The organism is Streptomyces sp. bgisy027 (genome assembly GCF_057710365.1).
In genome coordinates this window covers 1-12,142 of sequence record NZ_JBYIVZ010000016.1, presented here as the reverse complement: position 1 = coordinate 12,142, position 12,142 = coordinate 1, and the positions used below count along the sequence as shown (strand labels likewise).

Annotated in this window: 9 protein-coding genes; 2 read left to right on the top strand and 7 right to left on the bottom strand. The window is 71.0% G+C overall.

Going from position 1 to position 12,142, the window contains the following annotated elements; genetic code table 11:
• Positions 1-75: 75 nt before the first annotated feature.
• Genes AC3ETA_RS18040 through AC3ETA_RS18015 form a run of 6 tightly spaced genes read right to left on the bottom strand, consistent with a single transcriptional unit; the run spans position 76 to position 9,539 of the window.
• Complete coding sequence (locus tag AC3ETA_RS18040) at positions 76-3,090, bottom strand: alpha-mannosidase (protein WP_432193915.1); 3,015 nt, start codon at positions 3,088-3,090, stop codon at positions 76-78.
• A 33-nt stretch (positions 3,091-3,123) separates the two neighbouring features.
• Positions 3,124-5,136, bottom strand: coding sequence for an endo-beta-N-acetylglucosaminidase (locus tag AC3ETA_RS18035; protein ID WP_432193914.1), 2,013 nt, complete (start codon positions 5,134-5,136; stop codon positions 3,124-3,126).
• Positions 5,133-6,389 (bottom strand): glycoside hydrolase 5 family protein, encoded by a 1,257-nt coding sequence (locus tag AC3ETA_RS18030; RefSeq protein ID WP_432193913.1) that lies wholly within the window; start codon positions 6,387-6,389, stop codon positions 5,133-5,135. Before AC3ETA_RS18030 ends, AC3ETA_RS18035 begins: the two co-directional genes overlap by 4 nt.
• Before the next feature lie 52 nt (positions 6,390-6,441).
• Positions 6,442-7,350, bottom strand: a complete 909-nt coding sequence (locus tag AC3ETA_RS18025) for a carbohydrate ABC transporter permease (RefSeq protein ID WP_432193912.1) — start codon at positions 7,348-7,350, stop codon at positions 6,442-6,444.
• Positions 7,347-8,240: a carbohydrate ABC transporter permease gene (locus AC3ETA_RS18020; protein ID WP_030953551.1), complete on the bottom strand. Its 894-nt coding sequence runs from the start codon at positions 8,238-8,240 to the stop codon at positions 7,347-7,349. The genes AC3ETA_RS18025 and AC3ETA_RS18020 overlap by 4 nt, the downstream gene beginning before the upstream one ends.
• Positions 8,241-8,246: 6 nt before the next feature.
• Entirely contained in the window at positions 8,247-9,539 is a 1,293-nt protein-coding gene (locus AC3ETA_RS18015; protein WP_432193911.1) for an ABC transporter substrate-binding protein, read from the bottom strand.
• Positions 9,540-9,748: 209 nt separating this feature from the next.
• Between AC3ETA_RS18015 and AC3ETA_RS18010 the strand changes: the two genes are divergently transcribed.
• Positions 9,749-10,795 carry a LacI family DNA-binding transcriptional regulator gene (locus AC3ETA_RS18010; protein ID WP_432193910.1) on the top strand — a complete coding sequence of 349 codons (1,047 nt, stop codon included), beginning with the start codon at positions 9,749-9,751 and terminating at the stop codon, positions 10,793-10,795.
• Positions 10,796-11,110: 315 nt separating this feature from the next.
• Here AC3ETA_RS18010 and AC3ETA_RS18005 read toward each other — a convergent pair whose 3' ends face one another.
• Positions 11,111-11,623, bottom strand: coding sequence for a phytanoyl-CoA dioxygenase family protein (locus AC3ETA_RS18005; RefSeq protein WP_432193909.1), 513 nt, complete (start codon positions 11,621-11,623; stop codon positions 11,111-11,113).
• Positions 11,624-11,674: 51 nt separating this feature from the next.
• Between AC3ETA_RS18005 and AC3ETA_RS18000 the strand changes: the two genes are divergently transcribed.
• Positions 11,675-12,142: YdeI/OmpD-associated family protein (locus tag AC3ETA_RS18000; protein WP_432193908.1), on the top strand; the 468-nt coding region annotated here is incomplete at its 3' end.

Sequence of the window (12,142 nt, the reverse complement as noted above, 5' to 3'; positions counted from 1 at the left end):
CACCGACCCCCTTGAGTGTGGGCACAGTTGCTTGATCACCTCAGGCCGACGCGCCACCGCTACCCGTTCGTGCGCCTACGAGCGGCGCAACCGCAGCGTGACCAGCTCGAAGGGGCGCAACCGCAGCGCGACGCACGCCCCTTCGCGCGGCGGCGGCTCCGGCAGCGGACGTTCCAGCAGATCCGTCGCCGCGACGTCCGCGACCTCGAAGTCCGCCGTCAGCGTGGCCCGTGTCCGGCCGCCGTGCGCCTCGTGGAGGCGGACCACCACGTCCCCGCTGCCGTCGTCGGCCAGTTTCACCGCCGTGATCACGACGGCGTCCCGGTCCACCGTCACCAGCGGGGACACCTCTGTCCCGCCGGTGATCCGCCGCTGCGGCAGATTGATCCGCCAGCCCTCACGCACCGCGTCCGCGATGCCCGCGCCGGGCACCAGGGCGTGCCGGAACCGGTGAGCGCCCTGGTCGGTCTCGGGGTCCGGGAAGCGCGGGGCGCGCAGCAGCGAGACCCGGACCGTGGTGGTCGTGCCCTGGTCGCCGTCGGTGCGGACCGTGCGGGTCACGTCGTGGCCGTAGGTCGAGTCGTTGACGACGGCGGCGCCCCAGCCGGGCTCCTCGACATGGACGAAACGGTGGTTGCAGGCCTCGAACTTGGCCGCCTCCCAGCTGGTGTTGGTGTGTGTGGGCCGGTGGAAGTGCCCGAACTGTGTCTCCGAGGCGTACCTCTCCGCGTGCACGTCGAGCGGGAACGCCAGCTTCAGGAACTTCTCCGTCTCGTGCCAGTCGACCTCCGTGTCGAACAGCAGCCGCTTGTCTCCCGGCGCGAGCGACAGGTGCTGCGTGACTCGGGAGTCGCCGAAGGTCCGGGTGACCCGCACCGAGGCCCCGTCCGCACCGGGCGCGAGGTCGTCCACGCCGGTCAGGTCGGTGACGGTGTGGCGGTAGAACGCGTCGACGTCCCAGGCGTCCCACATGTTCGGGAAGTCGGGGTGCAACTGGAGAAGACCTGCGGCGCCGCCCGGCGGGATCGTCTCGCGGTCGCCCTCGACGTCGTACGCCGACACGACCAGGCCCCGGGCGTCGATCTCGACGCGCAGCAGGCCGTTGTCGAGGACGAAGCCGCCGTCGGGGCGCGGTGCGAGCGACGTGCGGCCCTCGGTCATCCGGGGCCGTGCCCCGCCCGCCGGGACGCCTTCGCGCGGGTGCGGGGCGGAGTTGAAGACGAGCTCGGTCGTGCCCTCGCCCGCCAGGGCGCGCTGGGCCGCGTCGATGACGGCGTTCAGCTCGCCCGCGAGGCGCTCGTAGGTGGCGCGTGCCTCACGGTGCACCCAGGCGATGGACGAGCCGGGCAGGATGTCGTGGAACTGGTGCAGCAGCACCGTCTTCCAGATCCGGTCCAACTCCTCGTACGGGTAGGGGAATCCGGCGCGCACGGCGGCGGTCGCGGCCCACAGCTCGGCCTCGCGCAGGAGGTGTTCGCTGCGCCGGTTGCCCTGCTTGGTCCTGGCCTGGCTGGTGAGGGTGGCGCGGTGCAGTTCGAGATAGAGCTCGCCGACCCAGACGGGCGCGTCGGTGTACTCGGCCTCGGCCTTGCGGAAGAAGGCGTCCGGGGTCTCCCAGACGACGGTGGCCGAGCCCTCCAGGTCGCGCAGCCGGGCCGACTTGGCGATCATCTCGCGGGTGGTGCCGCCGCCTCCGTCGCCCCAGCCCGTGGGGGCCAGGGAGTGCCGGGCCGCGCCCTTGTCCTTGAAGTTGCGGGCCGCGTGGGCGATCTCGCTGCCCTTCATGGAGCAGTTGTAGGTGTCGACGGGCGGGAAGTGCGTGAAGATCCGGGTGCCGTCGATGCCCTCCCACTGGAAGGTGTGGTGCGGGAACTTGTTGGTCTGGCTCCAGGAGATCTTCTGCGTCAGCAGCCACTTGGAGCCCGCCGCCTTGATGATCTGCGGCAGTCCCGCGGCGAAGCCGAAGGTGTCGGGCAGCCACGCCTCGTCGTTCTCGATGCCGAACTCGTCGAGGAAGAACCGCTTGCCGTGCACGAACTGCCGGGCCATCGCCTCGGAGCCCGGCATGTTGGTGTCCGACTCCACCCACATGCCGCCCGCCGGTACGAACCGGCCGTCGGCGACCGCCTTCTTCACCCGCGCCCACACCTCGGGCCGGTGCTCCTTCACCCACGCCCACTGCTGGGCCTGGGACATGGCGAAGACGAAGTCGGGCTCGTCCTCGATGAGCGCGGTCATGTTGGACGTCGTACGGGCCACCTTGCGCACCGTCTCGCGCAGCGGCCACAGCCATGCCGAGTCGATGTGCGCGTGTCCGACGGCGCTGATGCGGTGGGCGGACGGCACGGCGGGCACGGCGAGGACCTCGGCGAGCTGCTCCCTGGCCCGCGCCGCGGTGCCGTTCACGTCCTGGAGGTCGATCGCGTCGAGCGCCCGCTCCACCGCCCGCAGGACGTCCCAGCGCCGCGCCGACTCCACCGGCAGCTCCGCCATCAGCTCGCCGAGCACCTCCAGGTCGATGACGAGCTGCCAGACGTTCTCGTCGAGGACGGCGAGATCCATCCGGGTGAGCCTGTACTGGGGTTCGCTGCCGGCGGTCTCCTTGTCGCCCAGCTGCGTGGGCAGGAAGGGGTGGTAGTCGAGGATGACGGGGTTGGAGGCCGCCTCGATGTGCAGCCGCACCTCCTCGCCGCCCGCCACCGGGGCGCCGACGCGCACCCACTGGTTGCGGGGGTTGAGGCCCTTCACCGGGGTGCCGTCGGGCCGGTAGACCAGGCCCTCGCACTGGAAGCCGGGCATGTTCTCGTCGAACCCGAGGTCCAGCAGGGCCTCGACGGTCCTGCCGGCCCACGCCTCGGGCACGGTCCCGGTGACCCGGAACCAGCTGGTGCCCCACGGAGCACCCCAGCGGGCGCCCACCTCGATCGGCTCGGGTTCGGCCGCGAGTCCCTCGGCGACGGGCACCGGCTCGCCGGGCGCGTGCCACACCGCCACGTCCAGCGGCACGGACTCGGGGTACACGGCGGGGCGGATGCGCTCGTCGAGGACGCGCCTCAGGCGGGCTTCGACCAGGTTGCGGTCGTCATGCATGCGGGGTGCTCCGTAGGTCGTCCGGGCGGGTGATTACCAGCGGTGGGTGACGGTCACGGGGGCCGACGTGGTGTACAGCTCCCCTACGGCACGCAGTTCGAACCGTGCCTCCTGCTCGCCCTGTTCGGGCTTGAGGCCGCCGAGGAAGTACGCGCTCTGGCAGGTGCCCCCGAGGAAGCGCCGGGTGCCGTCGGGCAGGAAGCGGTGCAGGGTGTGGTGGCGTACGTCGCCGGATGCCGGATTCCAGGCCAGGCGCAGGTCGCCGCCCGAGGCCGCGGTGACCCGGAAGCCGGTGGGCGCCGTGGGGGTCTGCGGGGCGTTGCGGACGGCGAGGCCGCCGAGCCGCCACCGCACAGCACCGCCGTCGGCCGAGGTGAGCCGGACGCCGATCGCGCGCAGGGTGCCCGACAGACCGGTGAGCCGCACGGTCGTGGTCTGCCAGCCACTGTCCGAGGTCACGGTCAAGGGGTAGTAGGTGTACGGCGGTGTCGCCCCGGGCGTGGTGGGCTCGGCGGTGGCGACGGCCAGGTCGGCCCTCACGGCGCCCGTGTCCGTCCGGTGGGTCAGCTCGACGACCGTGTCGGCGGTGATCGGCAGTCGTGTCGCATACACGTCCAGTACGGTCGGCCGGTCCAGTGCCCCGTCGACGAGCACACTGCTGCCGCCGCGCCACGCGGCCGCGAAGTCGAAGGTCACCGCGGGTCGCCGACCGTCGGTGTGCACGACCCAGCGGCGGGACGGCAGCCGGTCCTGGAGGCCCAGATGGTTCCAGGCCGCGTCCGACGTCACCTGCCCGTCCTCGTACCAGCGCAGCCCGTGCCCGGTGTTGAAGACGCTCGCGAACGGCAACGAGGTGACCGTGGACCGGTCGGCCACCGAGACGGCAGGCGCGCGCCAGCTGTCCGTGGCGTCCGGCCGCGAGGGGTCCAGTGACCGCCCGGTCCAGAAGTGGTCGTCGGCGGCGTGGAAGTCGCCCGGCGTCCGGCCGTCGGCCGGCAGGTGGTTGCGGGTCCACTCGGGCCGGTAGAAGCCGAGCGACACGACGTGCGCCTTGTCGCGGGGCACGATGGCGTCCCAGTTCACGGACGAGTTCCAGCCGTTCGACTCGACGTCGACGCCGGCCCACAGCTCGTAGCGACTGCGGCCCAGTTGACCGGCCCGCTGCCCCGAAGAGGTCAGTTTCGCGGCCGTCCAGCGGAAGTCGACGAACATGTCGTCGGCGGCCTGGAAGAACGCCTCGTTCTGCGCGTTGAGCGCGCCCTGCCAGCTCACGCTGCCGTTCACGGTCATCGAGTCGTACCAGGTGACCCGCTGCCCCTTGGCCCCGGCGAGCGATTTCAGCTCGCGCAGGAAGCCGAACATTTCGGTGCCCAGGGCGGTGTTCCCGCCGCTGGTCTCGGCGTTGACGAACCACCCGTCGAAGCCGTACGCCGCCGCGACCGCGACCAGCCGGTCGGCCAGCGGATACCGTCCGGCCGCGTCCTTCTGCACCAGGTCACGGGTCCACTGCAACTGCCCGCCGTAGGCGACCGGCGGCAGGAAGATGTTGCCGAGGACGGGCACTCCGTGGCGGTGGGCGGCATCCACGATCGGCGCGTTCGGGGCGAGGATCAGCCCCTCGCCGGAGGAGCCGCCCCAGAACACCAGCTCGTCGATGTACGCCCAGTGCGTGAGGGCGTAGTAGTCGGCGGTGGCGGAGCCCTGGGAGGGGTTGCTCGCGGTGGGCCCGAAGGAGACCAGGGACTGGATCCTGGCCTGGTCCGAGCGGGCGGTCGAGTTGGCCGGGGCCGGGGTGAAGCGCGGGGCGAGCGGCACCGTCGAGGCGTTGAAGGCGAGGTCCGCGTCGTCGGCGGGGCGCCAGGACTTCAGGCTGCGCCAGGTGATGCCGGTGCCCGGGCTGCCGGAGGGCAGCGAGTCCGGGTACCAGTAGGAGGCGTACGGCTGGAGGGCGGCGGCCCTGGGCCTCGGCGCCGCCACCGCCGGGGACGAGGGCAGCATCGCGGCCGTGGCGGCGGCGATGAGGACGGTGCGTCTGGTGGGTTTCACGAGCGGGTGCCTCCTTGTGGGGTGGGGAGTACCTGATCGGGAGCGACGACCTCGGTGATGCCGCGGGCCGCGAGGTGTTCCTGGTCGGCTGCGCGCACATCGAGGACGGTGGTGGGGCGGGCGCCGTCGGCGACCAGCCGGAAATAGGCGTCGAAGACCGGGCCGCCCGGTGCGCAGAGCGAGCGGGAGCCCGGATCGGCGGGGACGACCAGCGCCGTCGTGCGCGGCTCGGGCGTCCGTGGCTCCTCCCGGGCCGCCCGCTCCAGCACCCGGGCCGTGTCCTTCGGTTTGCGGTCGTTGGTCAGCAGGCCGAGCCCGTATTCGAGTGCGGGGAAGTCGGCCAGCTCACGGGAGACGTCGTGGGAGCACCACCAGGTGATGCCCCACAGGTCGGGGCAGTCCAGGGCGTTCTCGACGGTCGCCGCGGTGAAGGCGGCGGCGTGCTCGGGCGGGACCAGGGGCGCGGGCGCGCCGACCTCCTGGAGCCAGACGGGCCGATGCGGGTCGCCGGCCCACGCCTTGCTCAGCTCGACGAGCCAGGCGGCGTGGTGCTCGGACGGGACGGAGGTACGGCCGTGGCGCTGGGCGGTGCCGTTGAAGACCCAGGAGTGCACGGCCGTGACGGCGCCGCGGCGGGCCGCCTGGGCCGGCGTGAACGGCTGGTCGTCCTGGTACCAGGTGGCGTCGTACTCGGCGTGCAGATGCAGCCGGCCGGGGGCGCCCTCCTCGCAGGCGGCGAGCATGCGCGTGAGCCAGCGGTCGATCTCGTCCTCGGTGGCGCGGTCGGGATCCGGGTGCGGGCCCGCCGAGAACTGGTTGACCTCGTTGCCGAGGGTCATGCCGAGGAAGTTCGGCCGGTCGGCGAGGGCGGCGGCGAGGGTGCGCAGGTAGGTCGCCTGGCCGTCGAGGACGTCCGGGTCGGTGAAGAGGTTGCGGCGGTGCCAGGTCCTGGTCCAGGCGGGCAGGTAGTCGAAGCTGCTCAAGTGGCCCTGGAGGCCGTCCACGTTGACGTCGAGGCCGCGTTCGGCCGCGGCGTCGACGAGCTGAACGAGCTGTGCGACGGCCCTGGGGCGGATCAGGGTGCGGTTGGGCTGGAAGTACGGCCACAGCGGGAAGACCCGGATGTGGTCGAGGCCGATCGCCGCGATGGAGTCGAGGTCGGCGCGTACGGAGTCGAGGTCGAAGTCGAGCCAGTGGTGGAACCACCCTTCGCTCGGGGTGTAGTTGACGCCGAAGCGCACGGCAGAAGGCATGCGTGTCCTTGTCACGGAGGTACGACGGAGGTGCGTTGAGGCGGTGCGGTTCTCAGCCCTTGACCGCGCCCTCGCCGACACCGCGGAAGAAGTACCGCTGGAGACAGGCGAAGAGGGCGATCAGCGGCGCGACGGCGATGATCGTGCCGGCCGCGACCAGGCGTTCGTCGTTGGCGAAGGTGCCGTGCAGATAGTTGAGGCCGATGGTCAGGGTGAACTTGGACGGGTCGCTCAGCACGATCAGCGGCCACAGGAAGTCGTCCCAGGCGCCCATGAAGGCGAAGATCGCCACGACGGCGAGGGTCCCCTTCACCGACGGCAGCGCGATGCGCAGGAACCGCTGCCAGACGTTGGCCCCGTCGACGTAGGCCGCCTCCTCGATCTCGTACGGCAGATTCAGGAAGGCGTTGCGCATCAGCAGGACGTTCAGGGCGCTGATGCAGCCCGGCAGGACGACGCCGATGAGGGTGTTGTTGAGGCCGAGCTCCCGCATGGTCGTGAACTGGGCGATGATGATGCCCTCCACGGGCACGAGCATCGCCAGGATGAAGACGAGCGTGGCGACCTTGCGGCCCCGGTAGCGCAGCCGGGCGAGGGCGTAGCCCGCGAGTGCCGCGCCGACGCAGTTGGTGACGACGTTGGCGGCTGCGACCTTCAGCGAGTTGAGGGCGTAGTCCCAGACCGGGATGGTCTCCGAGACCCGCTCGTAGTTGTGCAGCGTCGGGTCGCCCGGCAGGAACTTCGGCGGGGAGCTGAAGATGTCCTCGGTGGGGCCCTTGAGGGAGGTCGACAGCTGCCAGAGGAACGGGCCGACGGTGAGGGCGAGTACGGCCAGCAGGAGCAGATAGCGCAGGGCGAGTTCCCAGACGCGGACGCGGCGGCCGTGTTCGTCGGTGACGCGGGGTTCGCGCCGGGTCACCGGCTCGGCGGGGGTGGGCCGTACCTTCTCCACGACGCTCATGACTCCTCCCTCCGGTCGGCGCGCAGCACGAGCAGCATCAGGGCGACGGTGACGACGAAGACGACGACCGAGATGGCCGAGGCGTAGCCGACGCGGCCGGTCAGGCCGGTGCCGGTGCGCTGGACGAGCATCACGAGGGTGGTGTCCTCGCCCGCCGGGCCGCCGCTGGGGCCCGCCATCAGGTACACCTCGGAGAACACCTTGAAGGCGGCGACCGAGGACAGTGCGCCGACCAGCACCATGGTGGAGCGGACGGCGGGCACGGTGACCGTGAGGAAGCGGCGGATCGCGCCCGCGCCGTCCACGGCCGCCGCCTCGTGCAGCTCTCGGGGCACGTTGGCGAGCGCGGCCAGGTAAATGATCATGTAGTAGCCGAGGCCCTTCCAGACCGTCACGGCCATGGCGCTCAGCAGGAGCAGCCACTGGTCGCTGAGGAAGCCGACCCGGCCGACGCCGATCGTCTCCAGCAGGGAGTTCACCAGGCCGCGCTCGTCGAGCAGCCACACCCAGATCAGCCCGACCACCACGATCGAGGCGACGACCGGGGTGTAGAAGGCGGACCGGAAGAAGGTGATGCCGGGGATGTTCTTCTGCACCAGGAGCGCGAGCAGCAGGGGCAGCACGACGAGGGCGGGGACGACGCCGAGGACGTACAGCGTGCTGTTGCGCAGTCCGATCCAGAACATGTCGTCGTTCAGCAGCTCGCGGAAGTTGGCCAGGCCCACGAACTCGCCGGGGATCAGGGTGCGGCGGTCGGTGAAGGCGTTGACCAGCGTGGAGAGGAACGGGTACAGGATGAAGGCGCCGGTGATCAGCAGGCCCGGGGCGGCGAACAGCCAGGGGCTGGTGGGCAGCTGGCGCCGCACCCGGGAGACGGTGGAGAGGGCCATCGCGTACTACCCCTGCTGCTGGAGCAGCGTGTTGCAGGCCTTGACAGCGTTGTCGAGAGCTTCCTTGGGGCTCTCCTTGCCCTGCAGCGCCTTGGCGACCTCGTTGCGCAGCTCGGTCTTCATCTGCTCGCTGAACAGCACGGGCGTGTAGTTGACCGCGTTCTTCAGCGACTTGGCGGCGGCGATCCGCACCCGTGTCTCGTCGGTGCCGTCCTCCTTGGTGAAGTACGGGTCGTCGAGCGAGCCGGCGGTGCTGGGGAAGATGGCGACCTGCTTGGCGAACGACATCTGGTGCTCGGCGTCGGTGACGTAGTGCGCGAAGGCGACCGCGGCGGGCGTGCGCTTGGTCTGCGCGTTGACCATCACGCCCATCACGTACATGTTGACGTGGCCGGTGCTGGTGATCTGGTCGGTGATACCGATGTTCTTGTACAGGTTCGGCGCCTGCTTCTTGAAGTTGCCGAGGTCGAGCGCGCTGCCGGGGTTCATGGCGACGGCACCGGTGAGGAACTTCTTGCCGGACGACTCGGGGGTGGCGGTCAGCGCCTGCGGGTCGAGGGCCTTGGCGTCGTACAGCTCCTTGTACTTGGTGAGGAGTTCGACCCCCTTCGCGTCGTTGAAGGTGAAGGCGGTGCCCTCCTTGTTCATCAGCTCCACGCCGTAGCGGCCGAAGTCCTCGACGGTGGGCACGTTGGCGAGGGTGGCGACCTTGCCGTCCGTCTCCTTCGCCATCTTCAGGGCCGCGTCGAAGACCTCGTCGTACGTCTTCGGCGGCTGCTCCGCGTCGAGGCCGGCCTCCTTGAACAGGGTCTTGTTGTAGAAGAGCGGGCCGGTGTTGAGGTACCAGGGGAAGGCGTACGTGCCCTGCATGCCGGGCACCTGGTGGCTGGCCCAGGCACCGTCCAGGTACTCCTTCCTGTACTTCCCGGCGGCCTTGTCGAGGTCCATCGCGAGGCCCGCCTTGGCGAGCGGGGCGACGAGGTCGGGCGAGACGTTGACGACGTCGGGGAGCGTGCCGCCGGCGGCGTCGGCGCTGATCTTGTCGGCGTAGCCCTCGGCGGGCTGGTCGATCCACTTGACGTTCGTGCCGGGGTACTCCTTCTCGAAGTCGGCGATCACGCCCTCGAAGTAGTCCTTGAAATTGGCGCGCAGGTTCCAGGTCTGGAAGGTGATGTCGCCCTCGACCTTGCCGGAGGCGTCGGTGCTGCCGCTGTCACCGCCTGACGAACCACAGGCGCTGAGCGGCAGCGCGACACAGACGGCGAATGCGGCAGCGAGGGCTCTACGGGATATGGGCACCGTGAACCGGCCTCCTTTGCGGACGGGTTGGTCGACGTGGCAGACCCTGCACGCCGCTCCACGGGCCCGTCAATGGCTCTCGCACAGCTAATTTCTTTAGTGACTAATGCGCATTAGGCTTGCCGAGCTGAACCGCATTAGAATCACGGCACTGAACCGCATTAGTGCATACTGCTCGGGGAATGTGCCGCCGGAATGGGGGGAGCACGATGTCAGGCAAGCGGTCACCGGCCCGGCGTCCGACGATGAAGGACATAGCACGGCACGCCGGGGTGTCGCAGAGCGCGGTCTCCTTCGCGCTGAACGGCAGGCCGGGCGTGTCGGAGGACACCCGGGACCGGGTACGGCAGGTCGCCGAGGAGCTGGGCTGGCGGCCCAGCACGGCGGCGCGCGCGCTGTCCGGGGAGGGCGCGGCGACGGTCGGCTTCGTGCTGGCGCGTCCGGCCGACAAGCTGGGGGTGGACTCCTTCTTCCTCCAGCTCGTCTCGGGCATCCAGGAGGTACTGGCGGAGCGCCATCTGGGGCTGCTGTTCCAGGTGGTGGAGGACGTCGCCGACGAGTGCGCGGTGTACCGGCGCTGGTGGGCCGAGCACCGGGTGGACGGCGTCCTGGTCGTCGATCCGCGCACCGACGACCCCCGCCCGGACCTCCTGGACGAACTCGGCCTGCCCGCCGTGGTCATCGGCGGCGCGCCCGACGAACGCCACCCGGGTCTGTCGACCGTATGGGCCGACGACGCGGGCGCGATGGCCTCCGTGGTGGACGGCCTGTACGCGCTCGGCCACCGGCGGATCGTGCACATCGCAGGCCTGCCGGGGCTCGCCCACACCGAGCGCCGTATCCGCACCCTGCGCGCCGAGGCGGGACGCCGTGGCCTGTCCGAGGTGCGGTCGGTGACCACCGACTACTCCGACGCCGAGGGCGCCGCGGTCACCCGCCGGGTCCTGGAGGGCACCGCTCCGCCGACCGCGCTGATCTACGACAACGACGTGATGGCCGTCGCCGGTGCCGCCGCGGCGGCCGAACTCGGCTTCTCCGTACCGGCGGACGTCTCGGTGGTCTCCTGGGAGGACTCGGCCCTGTGCCGCATCGTCAAGCCGTGGCTCTCCGCCCTGTCCCGCGACAGCGTGGAGTTCGGCCGTACCGCGGCCCAGGAACTGACCGCGCTGCTCGACGGCGGGCAGGCACGTGCCGTGCGGGTGCCCGTGCCGCGGTTGATCGAGCGTGGGAGCACGGGGGTGGCGCGGGACGCGTGATGCGCCCGTGGCATGGCCGTCCCGCGCCACCCCGTCACCCGCGTCAGAGGCGCAGCCCCTGGAGTCCCTCGTAGGCCGCCGTCACGATCTCCATCCCCGGGTGTCCTCGGCGGGTTCGCGCATCTGGTCGGTCACGTACAGCCTCGGGGTATATCGGTACAGCGGTACAGCGGTACAGCGGTACAGCGGTTTTCGGTGAGACTGATCTTGGCGTCCCCGCCGCTCCGGCCCGGGTGCAGAAGGCGGCGAGATCGCGGTCGGCCTCGTATGAGCCGTGGAGCGGGAGGCAGTCGAGCTACTCGGGAGGCAGTCGAGCTACTGGTGGACCTGCCAGGTCCGCTTGCGGAAGGTGGCGGCGATGCCCTGGCCGCAGGCGTGTTCGGCGAGGCCACGCCGCGGATCTTGGCGGCGAACAGACTCAGGGCCATGGCCTTGTCGGCCGGATAGCCGTTGCTCATGACCATGCCGATGGGGGGTGCCGGGAGCGGAGCCGTCGCGGGTACGGATCGCGCCGGGAGCGAGGTAGCGGGCGTTCAGGCTGACGCGCGCCACGTCGCCGGCGTTGGGGTTGGAGCGGTGCAGCAGCGCGACGCCCGGGAGGACGGCGTCGCCTGCCGCGACCGGGACGGGAACAGCGTCGCCAGGCCCGAACCCGGCCTCGGCCGGGGCGGCTTGGTCCGCGCGGCCGCGTCGCTGTCCGTGCCCGGCCTCCAGTTCATGCGACAGGTAGCCGAGTTCGTGGGAGCCGGTGGCGATGTGCTGGCAGCCGTCCTCCACGGTGGCTTCGGTGAGGGCGAGCCGGACCCGACACCGACGCTGCGGGCTCAACGCGTCACCCCGACAGGTCGCCAGACCGGGTTGCGGCACTAACCTGCGGTGGTGACCGGAACCGAGCTGGACGAGTTGATCGTTGCCGACGGCGCGGCGCTGCGCGCGTGGCTGCTGGACAACCACACCGCCTCTCCTGGCGTGTGGCTCGCCCTGACCAGGAAGGGCGGCTCCGTCACCACGCTGACCTGGCAGCAGGCGGTCGACGAGGCACTGTGCTTCGGCTGGATCGACGGGCAGGCCCGCAAGCGCGACGAGGAGAGTTCCTGGAGGCGGTTCACCCCGCGCCGGCCCCGCAGCGTCTGGTCCCAGCGCAACGTCGCCAACGTGGCCCGGTTGGAGGCGGCCGGCCTGATGCTGCCCGCCGGCCGCGCCGCGGTGGACGCCGCGAAGGCCGACGGGCGGTGGACGGCCGCCTATGCGCCGTCGTCGGAAGCGGAGGTGCCGGCCGACCTGCGGGCCGCGATCGCCGCCGATCCAGCGGCGCAGGCGATGTTCGAGGTGCTCACCAGGACCAAC